Consider the following 19,595-nt stretch of genomic DNA (forward strand, 5'->3'; position numbering starts at 1 on the left):
TGTATGGAAGCCGATGGAATCAGGACAGTGGGAACTTGGGGCCAAACAGTGCGCGCCAGGCGCGAAGCGCTTCGATATTGCGACCACGACGCGCGTGGTCGATGGCGATGCTTGCGTCCTGGCTCGCCTGGAACAGCAGCTGCTGCGCGCGCTGCTTGCGCGCGGCATCCATATCGTTGCTGATCGCCGGGCCAAGTCCGGCGGGATCCGGCCACTCGTCATGAACACGATCGGCAAGCGTGGCAAAGAACGACTGGATCTCGCGATCGAACGATCCTCCCCAGCCGCCGTAAAGACACTCAAGGGCCATTACCTCGATCAGGAACGAGGGCTTCACCGGCTTCTGATCGCCGTGCTTGGGATTGTTGTTCCAGTACTTCACCATGCGCACGAGACCTTTCCACTCATTGCCATAGGCTTGGTGCGCTGCGGTCGCCTTGTCCTTATGGATCTCCGGGTCCGTCTTGATCCACTTTCCGGACGCCGTATCGGGGATCTCATACTGGTCGCCGGTGTCGAATGCGGGCACCGCATCCACGCTGACCACCCGGTAGTCCGTGTTGTCCTCCGCGTCGATGTGAACACCGAAATCCACGTTGATCGAGCGCGCCTGTTTGCGCACGGCCGCCGAACCGTATTTCTCCACCAATGCAGAGTGGAAATCATCCAGCACTACCGATGCGGCCTTGCCGTGGTAATGCTTCTCCGAGTCCTTCAGCACGAAGAAGATGTCGATATCCTTGAGCGGCTTCGTCTTCGTGTATCGAGCATAGGACCCGGTCAGGAAGCTGCGCGCAATGCCGAACTTGGTCTGCAGGTAGTCCCGCACTTCGTTCTGGCGTTGCGAGGCATTCTTCTGTTCGCGTTCGTTGAGTTCCAGACGCGACTTGAACTTGCGAAAAGCTTCATCGATCGACAGCATCAGCGTTGCCTCCAATATCCGGCCTGACCCGCCAGGCCGCTGTGTTCGACAGTCGAGCCTAGGCTCTGCTTGACCATTCCATCCGTCGAGCGATAACTTCCTTTGCTCCACCCCTCCACATCAGGCCGCCCTGGCTTTGTATCGAGCATTAACTTGTACTTGGCCTGCGATGGCAGCAGCCCAGCTTTCTTGATCGCGTACTTCAACTGCTCGGTATCTGTCCAGAAGCTGCCGTCGCCATCGGACCACCCATACACGATGTCGATATCCCATCGGGTCACGAGTTTGTCGGTTGCCGGGTTGTAGATCTCCAGAATCACCTTGCGCAGATCACCGGTCCCGAGCCACGTCTTGATGGCTCGGGTATTGCTCTCCCAGCGATCCGCGAAGTGCTCGGGGTCCAGCCCACTGAGCAGGATGATGTCTTTCAAGCTCTTGAGGATGTTGTCGGTCACATAGGTAACCGAGTGCGTGTACGAGTAGGTGGCGACGGTGCTCATGACTTGAGGAAACCTCCGAGGTCGAGCGACAGCGCTTGTCCAGCATCGGCCTGCGCCTGCGTGGCAATTCCTTGGCTCAAGTCCCGTGCAATGATGCGAGAACTGTGCTTTTTGAGCGCGGTTTGCACCCAGCCGAGCTGCTCCTTCGGACACGGCAGCGAGACTCCCCAGTCTCCCTTCAACGGCTCGAACCCCAAGACTTCTTCGTTGGCATCATCACCATCGATCGCGTCTTCGTCGAAGAGGCAGTAGATCCTGGTCCGTGGTCCATCGCATGTCGCAACGATGGGCGCGCTCTTGGGTGCCTGGTCGGCGATCAAGCTGGCGGCCACGCCCGCCACGGCCCTGAGTTCAGAGCGAGCCGTGCCGTCCTTGCCCTGAGTGAGCAGTTCGACAATGGCATCCCACGTCTGCAACGCATCGCGGTGCGGCGAGCTGCGAAACGTCCGGCTGACAACGGTGGTCATTTTTGCTTCCCTCCTTGAAGGCGCATTTGCGTTGCCTGTCGTATCGCACTGCGCAGGTGCTCTACGGAAAGCTTGTTCGGATCGATAGCCACTTGCGGGTCGGCCGCGAGGGCGTTGGCTACGACCTTGCGAATGGCCCGACCATCCAATCCGACGCACTCGCCAGCGCACGCGTCGAACTGGTGAGCCGAGGAAAGCTTGCCAATCCCCGGAAATGTCTTTGCCAGGCCATTCAGGCAGTCCACCAGGATCTGCTTGCAGGCATCCTTGCCGGGCAGTGGCACCTCCATCACCATGTCGCAACGAGATAGGAAGGCACTGTCGACGGCCTGTGGGAAGTTGCTGGTGGCCACGAACAGCAGATGCGGGTTGCGTTCGGCCAACATGTCCAACTGCACCAACACCGCGTCGGTGGCCCGGTGCACATCAACCGGGTTGGCTTCCAGGCTGAGCTTGGCTCGATCAGCCGCAAGCGTTTCGACCTCGTCCAGAAGGACGATCGTCGGGCCCGCCGCTGCGGATTCTGCGATCGATTGCGAGAACAGGTCTGCCACGGCGCGTTGAGTCTTTCCCATTGCAGAGCTCGTCAGCGTGTGAGGCTCTACTTCCAGCAATCGAAACTTCGCAGAAGAAAAAGATTCGGCCACACGATGCGCCAAGCCCCGTGCCAAGGAGGTCTTCCCAGTCCCCGGCGGGCCGACCAACAAGATCACGCCGTGCAGGGGGAGTACCGTGCGCTCCACCTTGGGGCGCACCGTGAAGTTGACGATCGCCTGTGACAGCAACTGCTTCTTGAGAGCTTCGTCCATGACGATGGAATCCCACAGGGCGCCCAGCGACGTGTCCGGCAGCTTCCAGCTTCGATGGATGCCTTTCGGCAAAGTGGCGTCTGATGAAGGATTCTTGGTCATCCGTGGCTCTCGGCGGGTCAGAGAATGGTGCGATAGGTCGCCAGCACCTTGGTCGTTTGCACAAGGCCCTGGCGCAGCAGGATTTCGAGATAGCGGTCCACCTCGATCGGCGGATGCTTGAGTTGGGCACGCTGGCGCTGCGCAGCCGACACCACGGCGGCCGCGTCCAGATCCAGTAGGTTGTCCACAAACTCATCGGGGTGCTGCGATTCGATGCCGTACGGAGCCAGCAGATCGTTCGGGAAATCCCGTTCGTTGAACGTCACAATCACGCTCGCACCGCAGCGAATCGCCGCAGCCAGGACGTGCCGGTCGTCCGGATCGGGCAATGTCAGGCCTGCCACGAGCGCTTCGTAGCCCTCCACCAAGCCGTCCGGAATTGCCCGGTCCATGAGATCCGACGTCCTGTCGACCTGAACCCGGGTGAGATCGGGGCGGTTGATCAACAGGTTGCGTTTCCACTCCTCATGAATGGCTTGGCTCCACCGCGCCCGGAAGCGGCCAGACAGGCCGAGCCACATCAGGAAATCCCGCAGTGGCGCGGGATATAGAACGCACGCGTCGTAGACGGCGGTGAATGGGGAATGCCTCATTCGTATCCCATTCCCAACTCTTGCGACTGCTGAGCGAGTTCGGCCATCGCCTGCTCACTGGCGCGCTCGCGCGCTTCCTTGTACTGCATCAGATCGGCGAACCTCACCCTGCGGTGCTTGCCGGTGCGATGAAATGCCAACACCCCATCTTCGAGCAGCTTGACGAAATGGGGACGGGACACGTTGAGCAAGTCCGCCGCCTCTTGGGTCGTCAGCTCTGCATGGACGGGCACCACCTTTACTGCATTGCCATCGGCCAACTCGGCCAGGATGTCGACCAGCAGGCGTAAAGCCGAGGTAGGCAGTTCCACCTGATGAGCCTGTTTGTGGTCATCAAAGATCTGGATGTGCTGCGTCTCGAACTGGGTTGCGAGGTAAGCCGCCAAGGCACGTTGACCCTGGACGGCTGCCTTCACCTCTCCCGCGGCGGGAAGGGTCATCTTGGATTGGGCAGTGGCGGTGGTCATGGGTAGCTCCTAAGCGAAAACGGTTGCAGAGCCGATCATATTCGAAATACTCGAAAAACGCAATAATCGAAGCGCGACCCGTGCTTTTGTAGGTTCGCTCGCAGCATGCCCAATCCGGTCGTCCGCCAGTTCCTATTGTTTGCGGCCTGAAACAGCCCTGATCTCCACGATCAACCCATTGCTGATCACACAGGAATGGCGCGATGGTGGCTTCGATCTGGCTGCGCGCCGCGCATCGCGGCGTGCCCACTTTTTTCGTGACGGCCCTCGTGCTGGGCCAGTCCCCGATGGCATTGGCCGAGTCCCCGGCGCAGCGCCAGGAGTTGGTCGCCGCGCTGCGCCAGCTCGACGCGCTGGAACGCACCGTCGCGGACAGCGCCGCGCATGCCCCCATCCAGCCGGGCGAGCGCTACCACTTCGATTACCCACGGCTGCTGGCTGACCTGGCGCGCGTGCGCGCCGGCATCCAGTTCCACCTGACGCCATCACGCGCTCAGCCGCGCGACCCCTCCGAACTGGCCGGCGACTACCGCACCGAGCGGGCCGCTTCGCCATCGCCGAAGACGACTGCGGAGGGCGAGCAATGAACGGCGCCCAGGTCTCGGCATTTCAAGCCAACAGCGGTATCGCGCCTTCCGCGATGGCGACCGTCCTGGTCGGCGTCGTGTTCGCGGTCCTGCTCGTGTGGGGCGTCTGGGCCATCCGAACGGCCTATGTGGGGTGGTCCGAGAGCCGCCTCAACCAGCGCCAGTTCCTCGGCGTCTGCATCCGCTTCGTCGCGATGTACCTCGTCCTGAGTTTCTTCCTCCTGTCCTGACATGAAAGGCCCGACCATGCACAACCGCAACCTCACTTCCCGTTTTGCCCAGCGCGCCGCCGTGGCCCTGGGCGCCGCCGCGCTGCCCGCACTGTCGTTCGCGCAAGGTCTGCCGCAGTTGGAGAACCCGACGCGCGGCACCGGCAACGGCATCATGGAGACCATCCGCAACTACGGCTACGACATCATCATGCTCGTGGCCCTGCTGGTGGTGGCGTCGATGTTCATCGGCGTCTGCTACCACGCCTACGGCACCTACGCGGAGATCCACACCGGCCGCAAGACGTGGGGCCAATTCGGCCTCACGGTCGCCATCGGCGCCGTGCTGCTCGTGATCGGCATCTGGCTGCTCACCGAAGCCACCGGCATCCTGTAAGCGAGGCCGGTATGTCCGAGCAGCAGCACGTCCGTGCGGACGGGACGGTCACGTTCCTTCCGCACCGGCTCAACCGCCATCCCGTGGTCGTGCGCGGCCTCACCGCCGACGAGCTGTGGATCTGCTGCGGCCTGTCCGGCGCGGCCGGCCTGCTGGTCGGCGCGCCGCTTTCGTGGGTGTTCCGCACGATCGCCATCGCACCGACGTTCGTTGTCCTGGGCGTGGCCTTGGGCGTGTTCATCGGCGGCGGCATCCTGCGCCGCCTCAAGCGTGGGCGCCCCGACACCTGGCTGTATCGACAGTTGCAGTGGCGCATCGCAACGCGCCATCCGCTGATGGCCGGCTGGGTGGGCGGCCACGTGCTGATCTCGCGCTCGGGCTTCTGGTCCACCCGCAGGAGCATGCGATGAGCCGCTTCAAGAACGAGATCGCCCACCTGCAGGCGCACATCAAGACCTTGCGCCTGGGCGCGGGCGCGCTGGTCATTGTCGCCCTGGTCATGGGCGGCGGCTGGTGGAGCGCGCCGCGCGACCTGACCATCCACGTCCCGCCCGACCTGCGCTCTGGCAGTACCCGCAAGTGGTGGGAAGTGCCGCCCGAATCGGTCTATGCGTTCACGTTCTACGTGTTCCAGACGCTGAACCGCTGGCCGACCAATGGCGAAGAAGACTACTCGCGCAACCTCCATACGCTCTCGCCGTACCTCACCCCGTCCTGCCAGGCCTTCCTGCGGGCGGACTATGACTACCGCCGCTCCACGGGCGAGCTGCGTCAGCGCGTGCGCGGCATCTACGAGATTCCCGGCCGCGGCTATGGCGACGACCCCACGGCGCGCGTGCGCACCGTATCCGATCGCGACTGGGTGGTGACGCTGGACATCACGGCGGACGAGTACTACGGCGCCGAGCAGGTCAAACGCGCCCTGGTGCGCTATCCGATCAAGGTCACGCGGGTGGACGTCGATCCCGCCCGCAACCCGTTCGGCCTGGCGCTGGACTGCTACGAAGGCGCGCCCCAGCGCATCAGTGCACCGGAGCCGGCGCGCCCGGCGCCGAGTGACCTGAATCCGCAAGCGCCTCAAGGAGGAAACACCCCATGAAGCATCCTGTACTCGCGCTGCTGGGGCTACTGGCCGTGGCCGCGGCACCCGTCGCCCAGGCGGTGGAGATCCTGCGTTGGGAACGCATGCCACTGGCAGTGCCGCTGAAGGTCGGTCAGGAACGCATCGTATTCATCGACCGGAACGTGCGCGTGGGCGTGCCCGCAGGCGTGGGCAAACGCCTGCGCGTGCAGAGTGCGGGCGGCGCGGTGTACCTGCGTGCCAGCGAGCCGATCGAGCCCACGCGGTTGCAACTGCAGGACGCCGACACGGGCGCGCTGATCCTGCTGGACATCGCAGCCGAACCGCCCAAGGACGGGGAAGCCGAGCTGGAGCCGGTGCGCATCGTCGAGGGTGACAGCGCACCGGGACGCTATGGCGAGCAGGCCGACAGTGCCGAGGCCCCGGCACGCGCCCAGGGCCAGGCAGGTGCGCGGACCGCGCGGCGCGAAACTCCGGTCCCTGTCGTGCTGACGCGCTTCGCCGCGCAGAACCTCTACGCACCGCTGCGCACCGTCGAGCCGCTTCCGGGCGTCATGCGGGTCAACCTTCCCCGCGACCTCGACCTGGACACACTGATGCCAACGCTGCCGGTGCGCGCGGCCGTGCTCGCGTCGTGGCGCCTGGAAGACCAATGGGTGACTGCCGTGCGCCTCACCAACACCGGCGCCGACTGGGTCGCGCTCGACCCGCGCGTGCTGCAAGGCGATTTCCTCACCGCCACCTTCCAGCACGAGGCGCTGGGCCCGCGCGGCACGACCGAGGACACGACCGTGCTGTACCTGGTCACGCGCGGCCGCGGCCTCGCGCAGTCGCTGCTGCCGGCGATTCACCGCTTCGACCCTGCCGTGCATCTGCCGCAGCCGGACGGCGACGAGAACGCCAAGGAGGCCCGCCATGCGCAGTAACGGCCTGCTCAAGTGGCTGATGATCCCTGTCGCCATCCTGGTGCTGTTCGCCGGTATCCGGCTGTTCTCGGGTGGAGGCGGCACGGCGCCACCCGCGGCGGACAACGGCGCCCAGCTCACGCCCGAGGAAATGAAGGCGCTGGGCATCGAAGGCGACACCCCGCGCGACACCGTGGCGACGCTCGTTGCCCAAGTGAAGCAGTTGCGCACCGAGCTTCAGACCGCGCTCTCGGACAACAAGTCGCAGCGTGAAGAGAACCAGCGGCTGCGCCAGCGCGAGAACTCCATCGACCAGCGCATCAACTCGGCGCTCGAATCCGAGCGGTCCAACCTGCGCCGCGACCAAGAGCAGGCGGCCAGCGCGCGCCAGCAGACCGAAGGGCTGCTCGCCGACCTGCAGCGGCGCCTGGACAGCATCGGCGGGCGCGGCGGCGGCCATGCGGACCTGCCCGTGGGCCTGGGGCTGCAGGGCGGCGACGAGGCCGGCATGGAGGGCGGCGTGCGGTGGGTCGAGCCGGACGACGCAAAGCCCGCCGAGGGGCGCAACGGGGGGCGTGGCGCGAGCGGCGGCATGAGCTTCCCCACGAGCTTCGGCCCGGCGCAGAGCACGCTCGAAACCACCGCTGAAACCGTGGCCAACGCGGGCGCCCGCGCCGCCGGGGTCAAGAATGCCAAGCCGGTCTATACCGTGCCGACCAACTCGACGCTAATGGGATCGGTGGCGATGACGGCCCTGATCGGCCGCGTGCCGATCGACGGCACGGTCAACGATCCCTATCCGTTCAAAGTTCTGGTCGGGCCGGACAACCTGACCGCCAATGGCATCGACATTCCCGACGTGGCCGGCGCCGTGTTCAGCGGCACCGCCTCGGGCGACTGGACGCTCTCGTGCGTGCGAGGTCAGGTGCGCAGCATCACGTTCGTCTTCAACGACGGCACGATTCGCACGATCCCCGAAGACCGCGAGGGCAACCAGCAGAACAACCAACAGCGCGACGGCTTGGGCTGGATCAGCGATCCCCACGGCATTCCTTGCGTCAGCGGCGAGCGGCGCAGCAACGCCCAGCAATACCTCGGCTCGCAGGCCCTGATCACCGCGGCCGGTGCCGGTGTGGCCTCGCTCATCGAGAGTGGCAGCGGCCGCATGTCCTATGTCGGCTCGGACGGCTCCATCGGCACCGTGGGCATCACCGGCCAAGAAGCGGTCGGCCAGATTCTCGCGGGCGGTGTCCGGGACATGTCGGCCTGGGTCAACAAGCTCTACGGCCAAGCCTTCGCCGCCGTCTATGTCCAACCCGGCGCCAAGGTTGCCGTCCACCTCGAAAAGCCGCTCGCCATCGACTTCGATCCCGAAGGCCGCAAGGTCGATCACCGCGCAGGAGAAAGCCATGCCCTTGAACTTGACTAACCTGGCCCGTGGCCTAGCACTGGCCCTCGCCGTCGCGGTGCTCGCCGGCTGCGCCACCAGCAAGGAAAAGCTGTTGACCCACGGTGACCGCACGATGATGGACATCTGGCAGCAGGAGGCCGGCGACGGCGGTGGCGCAGCCGGACGGAACGCCGGCCGCCAGTTGCTCGATGCGCGCCAGAGCCTGCGTCGGCCCCTGACCGACGCCGACGTGCAGGCCGCACCTGTCGAGCAGATGCGCTACACGCGCACCGCGCGCAATGAGGTTCACCGCCAGTTCCAGCGTCTGCCCAATCCCGATCTCGTGATGTACGTGTACCCGCACCTGGCCGGCACCGACCCCGTTCCCGTGCCGGGCTACACGACGGTTTTCCCCTTGTACCAGCGCGTGCAGTACGCGATGCCTGGCGAGAGGACGGAGGACTACTGATGCGGTGGAAACTTCCATGGCCGAAGCTGGCTGCCGTCAGCGCCGAAGACACCGCCGCCGACGAGCAGCCGGACGGCTGGCAGCGCCACGTCGAGGCCTTGCAGCAAGCCGGCATCCCCGAACCCGGCGCCGCGGTCCAGGGCCGCAAGCCGGCGACCGTGGCCGACGAGCAGGCGCTGTACGACGTCGCACCGTCCTTCGTGGAACTGCTGCCCTGGGTGGAGTTCTTGCCCGAGTCGAAATCGATGCTCCTGGAGGACGGCCAATCGGTGGCCGCCTTCTACGAGCTGGTGCCGCTGGGCACCGAAGGCCGGGAACCCGGCTGGCTCGCGCATGCCCGCGACGCCCTGGAAAACGCGCTTCAGGACAGCTTCGATGAACTGGACGAGAACCCGTGGGTGCTCCAGCTCTATGCCCAGGACGAACCGAGCTTCGACCAGTACATGCAGACCTTGCGCGATTACGTGCAGCCACGTGCGCGCGGCTCGGCGTTCACCGAGTTCTACCTGCGCTTCTTCGGCCACCACCTGCGCGCTGTGGCCAAGCCCGGCGGCCTGTTCGAGGACACGGTGGTCACGCGGCTGCGCTGGCGCGGCCAGACGCGGCGCGTGCGCATGGTGGTGTACCGCCGCGCGAGCGGACAGGGACAGGCAAACCGCCGCGGCCAGACACCCGAGCAGATGCTGGGCATCGTCTGCGACCGCCTGTGCGGCGGCCTGGCGAACGCCGGCATCCAGGCCCGGCGCATGGTCGCGGCCGACGTCCACGACTGGCTGCTGCGGTGGTTCAACCCGCGCCCCACGCTGCTCGGGCCTGGGGTGGAGGACCGGGAGCGCTTCTACGCGTTGGCGCGCTATCCGGACAGTACCGAGGAAAGCGAGGCCGGCGAGATCGAGCTGGCGAGCGGGCGGGATTTCAGCCAGCGGCTGTTCTTTGGGCAGCCGCGCTCGGACGTGGCGCAAGGGGCCTGGTACTTCGACGGCATGCCGCACCGCGTGCTGATCACCGACCGGCTGCGCATGCCGCCCGGCACCGGGCACCTGACCGGCGAGACCCGCAAGGGGGACGCGATCAACACGCTGTTCGACCAGATGCCCGAGGACACCTTGATGTGTCTCACCATGGTGGCCACGCCGCAGGACGTCCTCGAATCGGACCTCAACCATCTGGCGAAGAAAGCTGTGGGCGAGACGCTGGCGTCGGAGCAGACGCTCAAGGACGTGCATGAAGCCCGCTCCCTGATCGGCAGCGCGCACAAGCTCTACCGGGGCACTCTGGCGTTCTACCTACGCGGGCGCGACGAGGCGGAACTGGATCGGCGCGGCCTGGACCTCGCGAACGTGATGCTCAACGCCGGCCTGCAGCCGGTGCGCGAGGACGACGAGGTGGCGCCGCTCAACAGCTACCTGCGCTGGCTGCCGTGCTGCTACAACCCCGGCAAGGACCGGCGCCGGTGGTACACGCAACTGATGTTCGCCCAGCACGCGGCGAACCTGTCGCCAGTATGGGGCCGCGCCCAGGGCACGGGGCATCCCGGCATCACGATGTTCAATCGCGGCGGCGGCCCGATTACGTTCGACCCCTTGAACAGGTTGGATCGGCAGATGAATGCCCATCTGTTTCTATTTGGCCCCACCGGCTCGGGGAAGTCCGCCACGCTCAACAACCTGCTGAACCAGGTGACGGCCATCTACCGGCCGCGGCTTTTCATCGTGGAAGCCGGCAACAGCTTCGGCCTGTTCAGCGACTTCGCCAGGCGCCTGGGCCTGACCGTGAACCGGGTCAAGCTGGCCCCCGGATCGGGCATCAGCCTGGCGCCGTTCGCCGACGCACGCCGGCTGATCGAAACGCCCAGCGACGTACAGACGCTCGATGCCGACGCGCTGGACGAAGACCTGCCCCCCGATGCCTCGGCCATGGAAGCGGACGAGCAGCGCGACGTGCTGGGCGAACTGGAGATCACAGCGCGGCTGATGATCACGGGCGGCGAAGACAAGGAAGAAGCGCGGATGACGCGGGCCGACCGCTCGCTGATCCGCCAGTGCATCCTCGACGCCGCCGAACATTGCGTGGCCGAAAAGCGCACCGTGCTCACGCGCGACGTGCGCAACGCGCTGCGCGCCCGTGGCCAGGACCCGACGCTGCCCGAGATGCGGCGCGTGCGGCTGCTGGAGATGGCGGACGCGATGGACATGTTCTGCCAAGGCACGGACGGCGAGATGTTCGACCGTGACGGCACGCCGTGGCCCGAGGCCGACATCACGCTGGTCGATCTGGCGACCTATGCCCGCGAGGGCTACAACGCGCAGCTCTCCATCGCCTACATCAGCCTGATCAGCACGGTGAACAACATCGCCGAGCGCGACCAGTACCTGGGCCGGCCGATCGTCAACGTGACCGACGAAGGTCACATCATCACCAAGAACCCGCTGCTCGCGCCCTATGTCGTGAAAATTACAAAAATGTGGCGCAAGTTGGGCGCCTGGTTCTGGCTGGCGACGCAAAACATCGACGATCTGCCGCGCGCCGCAGAGCCCATGCTCAACATGATCGAGTGGTGGGTGTGCCTGTCGATGCCGCCGGACGAAGTGGAGAAGATCGCCAGGTTCCGCGAACTCTCGCCGGCGCAGAAGGCGCTGATGCTCTCCGCACGCAAGGAAGCGGGCAAGTTCACCGAGGGCGTCATCCTCTCCAAGAGCATGGAAGTGCTGTTCCGCGCCGTGCCGCCAAGTCTCTACCTCGCGCTCGCGCAAACCGAGCCCGAGGAGAAGGCAGAACGCTACCAGCTCATGCAGCAGCACGGCGTCAGCGAGCTGGATGCCGCCTTCAAGGTGGCTGAGAAGATCGACCGGGCACGTGGCATCGAGTCGCCGACCCTGGACCTGCCCTGAATCTGCCGTACACCGGAGAACGCCATGGAACAGAAACGCCCATCCATTCCGATGCAGGTACAGGCGTTCCGCCGTCGGCGCTGGAGGCTCAGCTGGCCCTGGGTGTTGGCCGCCGTGCTGGTAGCGCTGCTGCTGATCTGGCTCGTGTCCCGCTATTCTGGCAAGTCCACTCCCCAGACTTCAACGCCGGTCAGCGTGACGCAGGTGGCCGGGCCTCCGTGGCAGATGGGAAATCCGGAAGGGCGTTTCACGCTGACGCTCTACGCGGACCTCGAATGCCCGTTCTGCCGATCCTATTTCCCAGTGCTCAAGCGTTGGGTGGCCGGCAACGCGGACGTGGCCTTGCAATGGCACCACCTCCCGTTGGCCGCGCATGAGCCGGCCGCGTCTGCCGAAGCGAGCCTGGCGGAGTGCGCCGGCGAATCTGGCGGCCATGCCGCCTTCTGGCAGGCTGTCGAGTGGGTCTATGCCCACACGCGCAGCGACGGCCAGGGCTTGCCCGAGGACCTGCGGTACCCCGACCTTACGCCAGCCATCGAGCAGTGTCTGGCGAGCGAACGGCCCGAGGCGCCGATCCGCACCCAGACGGCGGAAGCCACGAGCAGCGGCGTGACCGCCACGCCGTCGCTGCGGCTGCACGATCGCGAAACCGGCAAGGCGATCCTACTGCAGGGTCCGATCGAGGGCGATGCCTTGCTGTCGGCCATGGACATGCTCGCGGCCGGCGATCCCGCCGCCACACCTACTACATCGGAAATGCCTGCCGACGTCGTCGGCGACATGCCCAGGTAGCCCCGGTCTTCAAGGCTACGGCGCAGTCCACTGCGCTGACCGAAACCCGTTCGCCTCGCATCCTGGCCGCGAACGATCACCGCTGCCGCGGTGATGGATGCACCTTGTTCGTTCCCCAGGAGGGCTTGCCCTCCCAGGGCGCGCGCCCTCCGATCTCACCGTCTGGAGGTTCGCCATGTCTTTCGTCGTCAATGACTCCTGCCTGGAGTCGCTTTCCGCCATCGCTGCCCAACACGAGGACTGGATCATCCAGCAAGCCATTGCACTGCTGGAGAAGCGGGTTTTCAAAGCGGGTGCGAAACTCCTCGACCCCACGGCCGTGCGCGACTACCTGCGCGTGAAGCTGGTCGCCGAGCCCAATGAGATATTCGCCGCGGTGTTCCTGGACAGCATGCACCAGGTGCTGGCCTACGAGCCGTTGTTCAGGGGCACGATCAACTCGACTTCGGTCTATCCGCGTGTCGTCGTGCAGCGTGTGCTGGAGTTGAAGGCCGCCGCGGTGGTCTTCGCGCACCAGCACCCCTCGGGCATTTCCGAGCCGTCGAGCGCGGATCGCATGCTGACCCAGCAACTGCAGGCCGCGCTGGCGCTCATCGATGTGCGGGTACTGGACCACATCATCGTCGGCCAGGGTGCCCCGTTCTCCTTTGCGGAGTCCGGCCTGCTGTAAGGGTTGCACTGCTTCGTTGATCAGCGCGGAGGCTTCGGCCTCCGCTTTTTTCTTTGCGGCGACGCAAGCAGGTATGCGGGGTGGCCGCGATGCGCATTGTTTGTTGGGGCCGCCTGGGGTTCGGCGTTTGACTATGGCCCTGATCAACTTCCGGGGCACATGACATGCCAGCAGCTTTTACCCGGTTCGCACCAGGCTGGCGAACCCTTGGCCTGGCCGTGGCGCTGCCGACGTCTCTGGCGGTGTTCAGCCCGGCCACCTTCGCCGCCGACGTGGTGGTCGTCACCGACAGCCGCCACCCGGTCAAGACCATGGGCGGCGAGCGACTGATCGAGTTGGGCGAAACGCCCCGGATCGAGGCCGAGCTTTCCGCGAATCTTCCAGCCGACCCTGAGCGGGCAGCAGCCATCGTCCGGCAACGCCTGAAGCAAGGCGGCACCGATCTTCAGCGCCGCATCGGCACCGCCTACCAGGGCGTCACCGACGCATGGAGTTTGGGTGTCACGACCATCCCGGCCGTCGTGGTGGATCAACGCTTTGTGGTCTATGGCGAGCCGGACGTGGCCCGGGCCGTCGCGCGCATCGAGCAACACCGGAGGACGCAGCCGTGACCCATCGCCCATTCGACCTGCTGCGCCGCCTGCGCGTCGCCGTGGCCTCGCTGCTGCTGATCAGCGCCACGGGCAGCTACGCCTTGAACACCGCCACCATCGTGTCCTCCGTCATGTCGCCGGACTGCCTGGAGTACCGGGTGGTGGGCATCTGCTACTGGCTCTACTGCACCTGGACGGGCTGCACGGTGCGCACATCCACCAAGGTCCGGCACTACGTGCCCGATGCGGTCGTCTCCAGCTACAGCAACACCGGAGAGAACCCCTGGGTCGAGGTGCAGGCGATGAGCACGCCCAACCCATCCGCACAGGCAGGTGGGGATGGGACCACGAACGAAGACCACGAAAACAACCTCGCCAAATTCAAGAACAGCGATGTTATCGGCCATCCCGGCGGCGAGGTGTTCAACCAGTTCGCCTCGTCCTCCGGCTACTTCTGCCAAGGCGCGGGCACGGCCTTCATGCCGTATCTGCTCAGCACCCTGGACACGCTGGCCTGGCGCTACAACGTGCCCGAGATGGCCTACCCGGAGGCGTTGATTCCGGGCATGCGTGAGGTCGGTGCGCGCACCACGATGAACCTCTGGGGCAATGTCTATCCACGCGGTGGCTTCCTGCACCAGACCGACGACCACAAATCCGGGGCGGTGGTGGCCCAGCGCGCGGGCGATGTCGTCACGCGCCGCGGGCAGTTGCACGTGTACCAGCCACTGCTCGCCAACGCCCGTGACGGCTACTGGCCGGCCGGGGCGCTGGTCGAAGGCGATACCTCCACCGGGAAGTGGCAGGAGCTGACCCCTCGTCTGTCGAACACCTGCGTGGTCTTCCCCCACAGCGGCACGCTGACCCAGGCCCAGCAAGGCGACTACGCCTGGGCGCTGTGGCGGCCGTATGCCTGCTGCGAACGCCGCGGGCAGGTGTTCCTGGGCAGCGTCGATTTCCTCTGAGGTGCCACGATGAAGCGTCCTGAACCGATGAACCTTTCCGCCAAGGCGTGCTACTTGCTGCGCCCGACGGCGCTGGCCGGCACGCTCGCTCTGGTCTGCGGCCTGGCGTGGGCGCAGGTCGGATACCAGAACAGCGGCCCCGTCATTGGCGATGACGTCATGTACTCGATCGGAGGCGGCAGCGCGGTGTCCATGGGCCGCGCGGCTGGCATGCGCTCCATCGGGGTCGGCTTGGGGTGGAACAGCAACCTGATCTGCGGCGACATGAGCATCCAGACCACGCTGCGCAACCAGCTCAACGGCATCACGAACGGCTTCCAGCAGATCATGAGCAACGTGATCCAGAGCGCCACCAGCGCGGTGGCGTCCCTGCCGGCGCTGATCATTCAGCGCGCCGATCCCGGCCTGTACAACCTGCTGACCAACGGCGTGCTGCAGGCGCGGCTGGACTTCGACCGCTCCAAGCTGACGTGCCGCGCGATGGCCGAGAAGATGGCCGAGACGGCGGGCGGCCAGCTTGGCTGGAGCCAGATGGCCGAAGGCATGGCCCTGCGTGACGCGGTTGGCAGCAACGATGCCGTTTCGGCCGTCGAGCAGGCTGAGACGCGCCGCGGCAACGACGGCGTTCCCTGGGTGGGCGGCAGCAATGCCGGTGGCGCAGGCCAGTCCGCCATTCGGGTGGTCGGCGACGTCACCCGCGCGGGCTACAACCTGGTCAACGGGCGCGGCGTGACGGACACATCCTCCATCGCGCCCGCCAGTTGCGCGAGCCTGTCCTGCCAGACCTGGACGTCGCCGCAGCAGGCGACCGAATGGGCCACCCGGGTCCTCGGGGAACAGGTGCAGCGCACGTGCGATTCCTGCACCAAGACCGAGACGGTGCCCGGCGTGGGGCTGACGCCGCTGATCCAGGAGGAGTACGAAGCCAAACTGGAAGTCTTGCAGGAACTGGTTTCCGGCGTGCGCAACACCACCTTCGAGAACTTGCGCGAGGCCGGCAGCACGTCGCTGCCGATCACGCGCGGCGTCATCGAGGCGCTGCGCGACGAGCCGGACCAGGACCTGCTGGCGCGGCGCCTTGCGTCCGAGGTGGCGCTGTCGTCGGTGCTGGAGAAGGCCTTGTTGCTCCAGCGCACGCTGCTCACGGGAAAGAAGGAGCCCAACGTGGCGGCCAACGAGTTGGCGGTCGAGGCTGTGAACCACGAGAGCGACACGCTCGACCGGGAGATCCGCAACCTGAAAACGGAGCTGGAGCTGCGCCGCGAGCTGGCGAACAACTCGCCGATGGCGATCATCCAGCGCCATGGTACGCGCGCGGCCGGCTCGCGCGGCATCTACGAGGGCGATCCGGTGCCCGACCGCCTCGACCAGTTGCAGAAGGGCAATCCGGGAGTCCGGCCATGAGCGCAATGCGCATGACCTGGCGCCCCTTGCGCTGGCTGTTCAGCCGGCGCGCGGCGAAAGCACTGCTGTGGGCGGTGGTGATCGTCGCCGCTGCGGTGGGGGCCAACGTCGCCGGCATCTACCTGGTCGGGAGCGTGGCCGGCTGGGAGCGGTGGCTCGCGGCCGCATCGGGCTACTTCTTCGTGTGGCGGTTGTGCCTGTACGGGGCGACGGCCTATGGCTGGGTCTGGATGCGGCGCCGGCTGCTGGTACGTGAGGACGACGCCCAGGCGCGGCGCCGCCTGGTGCGCACCGAGGTCGCGGGCGTCGTCGCCATCGTGGCGCTGGAAGCCAGCCTGCTGATGCAGGCCGGTTGAGGGGAGATGGCGCGATGACGCTTTTCACGACCGACTACCTGGAGTACTACCTGACGCTGGTGTCCTGGATCGTCAACAACGGCATCTGGGCGGTGCTGGTATCCAGCGGGGTATTCGCGCTGCCTTTCGTCGCCATCATCGTGCAGGAGTGGTTGAAGGCCCGTGCGGAAGGTGCCGACGAGGGCAATAAAGGCGTGCTGAGCGCCGCCCGCATCGAGAACCGGGTCTTCGTCGCCATCGTGGTGGTGATGTTCGCCGGCATTCCGTTCATCGACGTGGACCTGAACACCATCCAGTACGACAGCTCGCGCTCGGCCCAGTGCCAGGTCAGCGTGCCGCAGCCCACGGATACCGGCTGGTCGCAGTCCTTCAGCACCATCAACAACCAGTCGGCGAAGGTGCCCGTCTGGTGGGCGTTCATGCATGCACTCTCGCGCGCCGTCACGAGCGCCTCGGTGGCGGCGATCCCGTGTGGCACGGACCTGCGGCAGATGCGCATGGAGATCGACGCCACGCGCATCGATGACCCGGTGCTGGCTCAGGAAGTAGCGGATTTCTCGCGGGATTGCTATGGGCCTGCACGGGCCAAATTGTTCATGCAGCGCCCTCAGCTCGATGAGCAGCAGATGCACGACGTGACCTGGATCGGATCGCGGTTCTTCACCGACACGAACGGCTACTACGACACGTACCGTTCCAGCACGCCGCGCGATGACTGGCCCTATGACAGCAACCGCGACGCCGGGCTGGCTCAGGTATCCAGTGGCGGTGGCTACCCGACCTGCAGGCAATGGTGGGCCGATGGCGGTAATGGCCTGCGGGCACGCTTGCTGGGACAGGTGGACCCGAGCCTGCTCAATCGCCTGGCGGGCTGGGCCGGGTTCCTGAGCCGAGCCGAGGTGGACGACTCGGTAATCCGCACGATCGCGTCACCGCGGCAGCAGAAATTGAACCAGGGCAGCGTCTATACCGACTACGGCGGCCAGATCGACAAGACCCTGCCGAACATTGTGACGCGGGCCACGGGCGATGTTGGGATGGCAGTCGGCGCGATTGCCGCGTTTCCAGCCATGGACGTCGCGAGGCAGGCCCTGCCCATGGTGCTTGCATTGCTCAAGATGGCACTGGTTATCTGCATCCCGCTCGTGCTGGTCGTGGGCACCTATGACCTGAAGACGGTGGTCACGGTCAGCGTCGTGCAGTTCGCGCTGTTCTTCACGGACTTCTGGTTTCAGCTTGCACGCTGGATTGACAGCACCATCCTCGACGCGCTCTATGGCTGGGGGTTCGGCTGGAACCGGCCGCACACCAATTTCGACCCGTTGGTAGGACTGAACAACGCCTTCGGTGACATGCTCCTAATGTTCGTCACGGGCACGATGTTTCTGGTCCTGCCGACGTTTTGGGTCGCTGCCTTGGGGTGGGTCGGAGTTAAGGCTGGGGTGATTGCTCAGAACCTTGCTGTCGGCTCCAAGGAAGCGCGTGATAGCGCCGGGTCAGGTGTAAACAAGGTAGCCGGCAAGGTTCTGTGACGGACAGTCCAAACCTCAGTCATCGAACGGATCGTTCGGGTCGTGAGGGTCGAGCCGCTGGCCATTGGAAGAATACAGGCCAAAGCCCGCCTCGCCATTGCGCAGTTCATCCTGTTGCGCCCAGCGGTCATCATCCCTAGCCGAATTGCCAGCCAACCATGCCGCCGCAACGCCCAGCAGTAGCAACACCGCCAGCCAGAAGGTGGTGTACAGCAGCACCCCGAGCGCAACCAGCTTGACCACCCACACGAACGCGGTGGCACCGGCCGCCGGCATCCCCTTGGACACCAACCAACTCGATGCCCGGCGTTCGCCGCGCACGTAGGCACGCCATCCGCGACCCAAGGTGCGGCCGAGGCGTTCTGCGGTGCTGATGCGTGTCGTGGTGTTCATGGTCGTCTCCTGCTACTGAGGGATGCCTATTCCAGTTTGCTCCAATCCTGCTTGCTTGCCTGTATCAGCGCGTGCCAGTCGTCTGGTGGGTTCCCGCGTCCGAGCATCTTCTCGAACACGACATACGGGTCCGATTTGCTACCCGAAGACCGCAGGGTCTGTTCATCGTTGACCCAGGCGTACACAATGACCTTCGCCTTCGAGTCGTACCGGAAGAACAGCCGGAACCGCCGTCCGATCTTGGCCCTTCGCCAGTGGCGGTGGGCAGGTCCCAAGGTGTTGCCCTGGCGGTACTCGTCGCGTGCCGGATCGCCTGGCACCACATCCAACATCAACTGGCTCAGGGCCCGGAAGAGCTTGACGTTGGCATTGGACTCGAAGCCCGCCGGGTCATTCTCCTGCGCGCGCCTCGCGGCCGCATGCAGTTTCTGCAACTGCTCGATCACGCAGTCGTGGAAGAGCAGCGTCCAGCCATGCCGTTGCATCAGAGTTCCACTTTCCCGTCGATCTCCTCGTCCAGGTTCACACCGTGGCCAGCATGCTCCAGCATGGCGCGCGCCAGATCCTCGGGCAGGCCCCGGACGTTCCGGCCAGCTTCGATGTCGCGGGCCAGCAGGCTCAGAAACGCGCCAATGGCGGGGTCCTCGTGCTCGGCATCAACACGGGTGACGACGACTTCGCTGCCCCGCAGATCGAACGCGAGCTTGCCGCCGGCATCGACGCCGAGCGCCTGCCGGATGGGCTTGGGCAGCGTGATCTGGCCTTTAGAGGTCAGCGTGGCGACTTCGTGGATGGCAGGCATGGCGACTCTCCTGATTGCGATACCTGCATGGTAAGGAAATTTCCTTACTTTGTCAATCTGAGGCCTCACAGCGTTCTCCCGAGTCCAAGAATCGGCCCATCGTAGGGCGTGAACAGCCAGCCTTCCTGTATCAATACGGCCCTTCCGCAACCCGCATTGGCGGTGGACGGTCAGCACCCGTCGCCCTATACCCAAAGGCTGTAAAGGGTCGAAATGGCGAGGGAATGGGTTGCAAGGGGAATGGCCCTACCTCGAAAAGGCAAAAAGGCACCCCGCTCGGCCCGCGACAGGACATCCGC

General features: G+C 65.4%; 25 protein-coding genes. 16 read left to right on the top strand and 9 right to left on the bottom strand.

The window, feature by feature from the left end:
* Positions 1 to 19: 19 nt before the first annotated feature.
* Genes YH64_RS06450 through YH64_RS06475 form a run of 6 tightly spaced genes read right to left on the bottom strand, consistent with a single transcriptional unit; the run spans position 20 to position 3,860 of the window.
* Positions 20 to 922, bottom strand: a complete 903-nt coding sequence (locus YH64_RS06450; protein WP_003105624.1) for a CBASS oligonucleotide cyclase — start codon at positions 920 to 922, stop codon at positions 20 to 22.
* Complete coding sequence (cap7, locus tag YH64_RS06455) at positions 922 to 1,422, bottom strand: type III CBASS phage resistance system CD-NTase-associated protein Cap7 (protein WP_003090159.1); 501 nt, start codon at positions 1,420 to 1,422, stop codon at positions 922 to 924. The genes YH64_RS06450 and cap7 overlap by 1 nt, the downstream gene beginning before the upstream one ends.
* Positions 1,419 to 1,889: a type III CBASS phage resistance system CD-NTase-associated protein Cap8 gene (cap8, locus tag YH64_RS06460; protein WP_003105626.1), complete on the bottom strand. Its 471-nt coding sequence runs from the start codon at positions 1,887 to 1,889 to the stop codon at positions 1,419 to 1,421. Before cap8 ends, cap7 begins: the two co-directional genes overlap by 4 nt.
* A complete protein-coding gene (locus YH64_RS06465) occupies positions 1,886 to 2,800 on the bottom strand; it encodes an AAA family ATPase (protein WP_003105629.1) in 915 nt (304 codons plus the stop codon). Before YH64_RS06465 ends, cap8 begins: the two co-directional genes overlap by 4 nt.
* 17 nt (positions 2,801 to 2,817) lie before the next feature.
* Positions 2,818 to 3,393: a PIN domain-containing protein gene (locus tag YH64_RS06470; RefSeq protein WP_003109777.1), complete on the bottom strand. Its 576-nt coding sequence runs from the start codon at positions 3,391 to 3,393 to the stop codon at positions 2,818 to 2,820.
* Positions 3,390 to 3,860 (bottom strand): helix-turn-helix domain-containing protein, encoded by a 471-nt coding sequence (locus tag YH64_RS06475; protein ID WP_003050245.1) that lies wholly within the window; start codon positions 3,858 to 3,860, stop codon positions 3,390 to 3,392. Before YH64_RS06475 ends, YH64_RS06470 begins: the two co-directional genes overlap by 4 nt.
* A gap of 203 nt (positions 3,861 to 4,063) precedes the next feature.
* Here YH64_RS06475 and YH64_RS06480 point away from each other — a divergent pair, with 203 nt between their 5' ends.
* The 16 genes from YH64_RS06480 (at position 4,064) to YH64_RS06555 (ending at position 18,101) form a co-directional block, all read left to right on the top strand.
* Entirely contained in the window at positions 4,064 to 4,447 is a 384-nt protein-coding gene (locus YH64_RS06480; protein ID WP_003120001.1) for an RAQPRD family integrative conjugative element protein, read from the top strand.
* Complete coding sequence (locus YH64_RS06485) at positions 4,444 to 4,677, top strand: TIGR03758 family integrating conjugative element protein (RefSeq protein WP_003050225.1); 234 nt, start codon at positions 4,444 to 4,446, stop codon at positions 4,675 to 4,677. Before YH64_RS06480 ends, YH64_RS06485 begins: the two co-directional genes overlap by 4 nt.
* Positions 4,678 to 4,693: 16 nt before the next feature.
* A complete protein-coding gene (locus tag YH64_RS06490) occupies positions 4,694 to 5,053 on the top strand; it encodes a TIGR03745 family integrating conjugative element membrane protein (protein ID WP_003090173.1) in 360 nt (119 codons plus the stop codon).
* A gap of 11 nt (positions 5,054 to 5,064) precedes the next feature.
* Positions 5,065 to 5,463 carry a TIGR03750 family conjugal transfer protein gene (locus tag YH64_RS06495; protein WP_003105639.1) on the top strand — a complete coding sequence of 133 codons (399 nt, stop codon included), beginning with the start codon at positions 5,065 to 5,067 and terminating at the stop codon, positions 5,461 to 5,463.
* Complete coding sequence (locus YH64_RS06500; RefSeq protein ID WP_003105641.1) at positions 5,460 to 6,152, top strand: PFL_4703 family integrating conjugative element protein; 693 nt, start codon at positions 5,460 to 5,462, stop codon at positions 6,150 to 6,152. Before YH64_RS06495 ends, YH64_RS06500 begins: the two co-directional genes overlap by 4 nt.
* On the top strand, positions 6,149 to 7,060 hold the full coding sequence (locus YH64_RS06505; RefSeq protein WP_003105643.1) for a TIGR03749 family integrating conjugative element protein: 912 nt from the start codon (positions 6,149 to 6,151) through the stop codon (positions 7,058 to 7,060). Before YH64_RS06500 ends, YH64_RS06505 begins: the two co-directional genes overlap by 4 nt.
* Positions 7,050 to 8,468, top strand: a complete 1,419-nt coding sequence (locus YH64_RS06510) for a TIGR03752 family integrating conjugative element protein (RefSeq protein ID WP_003109776.1) — start codon at positions 7,050 to 7,052, stop codon at positions 8,466 to 8,468. Before YH64_RS06505 ends, YH64_RS06510 begins: the two co-directional genes overlap by 11 nt.
* A complete protein-coding gene (locus YH64_RS06515; protein ID WP_003109775.1) occupies positions 8,449 to 8,898 on the top strand; it encodes a TIGR03751 family conjugal transfer lipoprotein in 450 nt (149 codons plus the stop codon). Before YH64_RS06510 ends, YH64_RS06515 begins: the two co-directional genes overlap by 20 nt.
* Positions 8,898 to 11,789 carry a conjugative transfer ATPase gene (locus tag YH64_RS06520; RefSeq protein ID WP_003105079.1) on the top strand — a complete coding sequence of 964 codons (2,892 nt, stop codon included), beginning with the start codon at positions 8,898 to 8,900 and terminating at the stop codon, positions 11,787 to 11,789. The genes YH64_RS06515 and YH64_RS06520 overlap by 1 nt, the downstream gene beginning before the upstream one ends.
* Before the next feature lie 24 nt (positions 11,790 to 11,813).
* Positions 11,814 to 12,581, top strand: a complete 768-nt coding sequence (locus YH64_RS06525) for a thioredoxin domain-containing protein (RefSeq protein WP_003090202.1) — start codon at positions 11,814 to 11,816, stop codon at positions 12,579 to 12,581.
* 175 nt (positions 12,582 to 12,756) lie between these two features.
* A complete protein-coding gene (locus tag YH64_RS06530; RefSeq protein WP_003090203.1) occupies positions 12,757 to 13,251 on the top strand; it encodes a JAB domain-containing protein in 495 nt (164 codons plus the stop codon).
* A gap of 164 nt (positions 13,252 to 13,415) precedes the next feature.
* Entirely contained in the window at positions 13,416 to 13,862 is a 447-nt protein-coding gene (locus YH64_RS06535) for a TIGR03757 family integrating conjugative element protein (protein ID WP_003109772.1), read from the top strand.
* Positions 13,859 to 14,809, top strand: coding sequence for a TIGR03756 family integrating conjugative element protein (locus tag YH64_RS06540; protein ID WP_033894873.1), 951 nt, complete (start codon positions 13,859 to 13,861; stop codon positions 14,807 to 14,809). Before YH64_RS06535 ends, YH64_RS06540 begins: the two co-directional genes overlap by 4 nt.
* A 9-nt stretch (positions 14,810 to 14,818) precedes the next feature.
* Positions 14,819 to 16,213 carry an integrating conjugative element protein gene (locus YH64_RS06545; RefSeq protein WP_009518521.1) on the top strand — a complete coding sequence of 465 codons (1,395 nt, stop codon included), beginning with the start codon at positions 14,819 to 14,821 and terminating at the stop codon, positions 16,211 to 16,213.
* A complete protein-coding gene (locus YH64_RS06550; protein ID WP_009518522.1) occupies positions 16,210 to 16,569 on the top strand; it encodes a hypothetical protein in 360 nt (119 codons plus the stop codon). The genes YH64_RS06545 and YH64_RS06550 overlap by 4 nt, the downstream gene beginning before the upstream one ends.
* 14 nt (positions 16,570 to 16,583) lie before the next feature.
* A complete protein-coding gene (locus tag YH64_RS06555; RefSeq protein ID WP_009518523.1) occupies positions 16,584 to 18,101 on the top strand; it encodes a conjugal transfer protein TraG N-terminal domain-containing protein in 1,518 nt (505 codons plus the stop codon).
* A 15-nt stretch (positions 18,102 to 18,116) separates the two neighbouring features.
* Here the strand turns inward: YH64_RS06555 and YH64_RS06560 are convergent, their stop codons facing one another.
* The 3 genes from YH64_RS06560 to YH64_RS06570 are packed head-to-tail and all read right to left on the bottom strand — an operon-like array spanning position 18,117 to position 19,296.
* Positions 18,117 to 18,494 carry a DUF3742 family protein gene (locus YH64_RS06560; RefSeq protein ID WP_009518524.1) on the bottom strand — a complete coding sequence of 126 codons (378 nt, stop codon included), beginning with the start codon at positions 18,492 to 18,494 and terminating at the stop codon, positions 18,117 to 18,119.
* Between the two features lie 26 nt (positions 18,495 to 18,520).
* The gene (locus YH64_RS06565) at positions 18,521 to 18,979 is read right to left on the bottom strand and encodes a type II toxin-antitoxin system YhaV family toxin (protein WP_009518525.1); all 459 of its coding nucleotides are present in this window, start codon (positions 18,977 to 18,979) and stop codon (positions 18,521 to 18,523) included.
* Positions 18,979 to 19,296 carry a type II toxin-antitoxin system PrlF family antitoxin gene (locus YH64_RS06570; RefSeq protein WP_023098543.1) on the bottom strand — a complete coding sequence of 106 codons (318 nt, stop codon included), beginning with the start codon at positions 19,294 to 19,296 and terminating at the stop codon, positions 18,979 to 18,981. The genes YH64_RS06565 and YH64_RS06570 overlap by 1 nt, the downstream gene beginning before the upstream one ends.
* Between the last annotated feature and the right edge of the window lie 299 nt (positions 19,297 to 19,595).

The organism is Achromobacter sp. LC458 (assembly GCF_001005835.2).
Classification (GTDB): Bacteria; Pseudomonadota; Gammaproteobacteria; order Burkholderiales; family Burkholderiaceae_B; genus Achromobacter; species Achromobacter spanius_B.

What these genes read in the sequence shown, in the direction of transcription:
- YH64_RS06565 (WP_009518525.1), bottom strand. Translation starts at nt 18,979, where the DNA reads ATGCAACGGCATGGCTGGACGCTGCTCTTCCACGACTGCGTGATCGAG.
- YH64_RS06555 (WP_009518523.1), top strand. Translation starts at nt 16,584, where the DNA reads ATGACGCTTTTCACGACCGACTACCTGGAGTACTACCTGACGCTGGTG.
- cap7 (WP_003090159.1), bottom strand. Translation starts at nt 1,422, where the DNA reads ATGAGCACCGTCGCCACCTACTCGTACACGCACTCGGTTACCTATGTG.
- YH64_RS06500 (WP_003105641.1), top strand. Translation starts at nt 5,460, where the DNA reads ATGAGCCGCTTCAAGAACGAGATCGCCCACCTGCAGGCGCACATCAAG.
- YH64_RS06545 (WP_009518521.1), top strand. Translation starts at nt 14,819, where the DNA reads ATGAAGCGTCCTGAACCGATGAACCTTTCCGCCAAGGCGTGCTACTTG.
- YH64_RS06495 (WP_003105639.1), top strand. Translation starts at nt 5,065, where the DNA reads ATGTCCGAGCAGCAGCACGTCCGTGCGGACGGGACGGTCACGTTCCTT.
- YH64_RS06475 (WP_003050245.1), bottom strand. Translation starts at nt 3,860, where the DNA reads ATGACCACCGCCACTGCCCAATCCAAGATGACCCTTCCCGCCGCGGGA.
- cap8 (WP_003105626.1), bottom strand. Translation starts at nt 1,889, where the DNA reads ATGACCACCGTTGTCAGCCGGACGTTTCGCAGCTCGCCGCACCGCGAT.
- YH64_RS06530 (WP_003090203.1), top strand. Translation starts at nt 12,757, where the DNA reads ATGTCTTTCGTCGTCAATGACTCCTGCCTGGAGTCGCTTTCCGCCATC.
- YH64_RS06450 (WP_003105624.1), bottom strand. Translation starts at nt 922, where the DNA reads ATGCTGTCGATCGATGAAGCTTTTCGCAAGTTCAAGTCGCGTCTGGAA.
- YH64_RS06520 (WP_003105079.1), top strand. Translation starts at nt 8,898, where the DNA reads ATGCGGTGGAAACTTCCATGGCCGAAGCTGGCTGCCGTCAGCGCCGAA.
- YH64_RS06490 (WP_003090173.1), top strand. Translation starts at nt 4,694, where the DNA reads ATGCACAACCGCAACCTCACTTCCCGTTTTGCCCAGCGCGCCGCCGTG.
- YH64_RS06535 (WP_003109772.1), top strand. Translation starts at nt 13,416, where the DNA reads ATGCCAGCAGCTTTTACCCGGTTCGCACCAGGCTGGCGAACCCTTGGC.
- YH64_RS06515 (WP_003109775.1), top strand. Translation starts at nt 8,449, where the DNA reads ATGCCCTTGAACTTGACTAACCTGGCCCGTGGCCTAGCACTGGCCCTC.
- YH64_RS06560 (WP_009518524.1), bottom strand. Translation starts at nt 18,494, where the DNA reads ATGAACACCACGACACGCATCAGCACCGCAGAACGCCTCGGCCGCACC.
- YH64_RS06525 (WP_003090202.1), top strand. Translation starts at nt 11,814, where the DNA reads ATGGAACAGAAACGCCCATCCATTCCGATGCAGGTACAGGCGTTCCGC.
- YH64_RS06470 (WP_003109777.1), bottom strand. Translation starts at nt 3,393, where the DNA reads ATGAGGCATTCCCCATTCACCGCCGTCTACGACGCGTGCGTTCTATAT.
- YH64_RS06570 (WP_023098543.1), bottom strand. Translation starts at nt 19,296, where the DNA reads ATGCCTGCCATCCACGAAGTCGCCACGCTGACCTCTAAAGGCCAGATC.
- YH64_RS06465 (WP_003105629.1), bottom strand. Translation starts at nt 2,800, where the DNA reads ATGACCAAGAATCCTTCATCAGACGCCACTTTGCCGAAAGGCATCCAT.
- YH64_RS06485 (WP_003050225.1), top strand. Translation starts at nt 4,444, where the DNA reads ATGAACGGCGCCCAGGTCTCGGCATTTCAAGCCAACAGCGGTATCGCG.
- YH64_RS06505 (WP_003105643.1), top strand. Translation starts at nt 6,149, where the DNA reads ATGAAGCATCCTGTACTCGCGCTGCTGGGGCTACTGGCCGTGGCCGCG.
- YH64_RS06510 (WP_003109776.1), top strand. Translation starts at nt 7,050, where the DNA reads ATGCGCAGTAACGGCCTGCTCAAGTGGCTGATGATCCCTGTCGCCATC.
- YH64_RS06550 (WP_009518522.1), top strand. Translation starts at nt 16,210, where the DNA reads ATGAGCGCAATGCGCATGACCTGGCGCCCCTTGCGCTGGCTGTTCAGC.
- YH64_RS06480 (WP_003120001.1), top strand. Translation starts at nt 4,064, where the DNA reads ATGGTGGCTTCGATCTGGCTGCGCGCCGCGCATCGCGGCGTGCCCACT.